The 1625-nt window shown below is 58.0% G+C and carries 1 protein-coding gene; it reads right to left on the minus strand.

Going from position 1 to position 1625, the window contains the following annotated elements; translation table 11 throughout:
- A partial coding sequence (locus DFQ01_RS30695) for a non-ribosomal peptide synthetase (RefSeq protein WP_146216945.1) occupies positions 1–1625 on the minus strand: 1625 nt, incomplete at both ends.

The raw sequence follows: 1625 nt of genomic DNA on the forward strand, positions 1-1625 counted from the left end.
CCGCCGAAGATTAAGTACCGCAGCGCCAGCTTACCCGCTGCTTCATTTGCGTCCGCCTGCATCAGTTCATAGAACGAAGATGGCACCTGGTTCAGAACCGTAACCTGCTCTCGGAGCAGCAGCTCCCGCAGCGCGTAGCTGTCTTGGGCTGTCCCCTTAGGAACGATGACCAGCTTGCCGCCGTATAACAACGCCCCGTACATTTCCCATACCGAGAAGTCAAATGATGTGCCGTGGAACAGCGTCCAGACGTCTTCTTCCGTAAATTCGAATGGAAATGCGCTGTTCTTCATCAGCCGCACCACATTCCGGTGTTCGATCATCGTTCCTTTCGGATTGCCGGTCGTCCCGGACGTATAGATCACATACAGCCCCTGTTCCGGACGCAGCTGGATAGCCGGCTGCGATTCGGCAGCATCCTCTTCCGCCAGCAGATCCTCCACGTACAGCACTTCGCCGCTGAACGGCGCAGCCATGGCCATGTGCATCGTCCGGCTTGTGAGCAGCACCTGCACCCCGCTGTCTGCGAGAATATAGCTCGTCCGCTCTGCCGGAGCGTCCGGGTCGATCGGCAAATATACGCCGCCGGCTTGCACCACGCCAAGAATCGCAGTGACCAGATTCAGATCCCGTTCCAGCCGTACGCCAACCATGGCCTCGGTGGATATCCGTTGTCTAAGCTGTGCCGCGATGCGGCCTGCCCGTTGGTCCAGTTCCGCATAGGTCAGCTCTTCGCCTTCACAGACGGCTGCTATCCGCCCAGGGACCCTCCGCACCTGCTCCGCGAACAATTCCGCGACAGTTACCTCCGTGTCGTATTCGGCGTTGTCCTCATTGAACATCTGCAAGATCTGCGCCTGCTCCCGCTCCGTCACGACCTCCATCTCGCTGATCCTCTGCTGTGGAGCGCCGAGCGCTTCCTCTAAAATCCGTTCGAAGTGTACAGCCATCCTGCGGACGCTCTCTTCCTTGAACAGCGCATCGCAATACGCCCAGTTTACCGCGTAGCCTGCGCTCCCCGGTTCGACCGTAACCGTCAGATCGAATTTGGCTGTCTTCGGCAGGACCTCCTCTTCCCGGATGGTCATGCCATCTGTCGTCGCTCCCGCCTCTGCTTCGCTCTGCAGCACAAACACCACGTCAAACAGCGGATTTCTGGACATATCCCGCTGGACCTGAACGCGTTCTACCAGGTCTTCCAGCGGATATTCCTGATGGCTGTAAGCCTGCAGGCAAACTTCCCGGACCTCGGAGAGAAAGCTTGCATAGGTCTTCTCTCCAGCCGGCCGGCCGCGCAATGCCAAGGTGTTAACGAACATCCCAACCATCGCTTCCGTATCCGGATGCGTTCTTCCGGAAATAGGCGTACCTACGATGACATCCTCTTGCCGGGTATATTTATGCAGCAGCACCATAAAGCTCGCCAGAAGGACCATATATTCGGTGGCGCCGGTTTCCCGGCTTAACTGCTGAACCTGCGCCCGAACCGTATCCTTCAGATTCAGCGTGAACGAACCTCCGCTGAACTGTTGGGTTTGCGGCCGCGGATAATCAAGCGGCAGATCCAGCACCGGGATTTCGTCATCGAACTGCTTCAGCCAATAGCTCTCCTGCTCGCGCAGGTC

Origin of the sequence: Paenibacillus cellulosilyticus, from assembly GCF_003182255.1 — a bacterium.
GTDB classification, from domain to species: Bacteria; Bacillota; Bacilli; order Paenibacillales; family Paenibacillaceae; genus Paenibacillus_T; species Paenibacillus_T cellulosilyticus.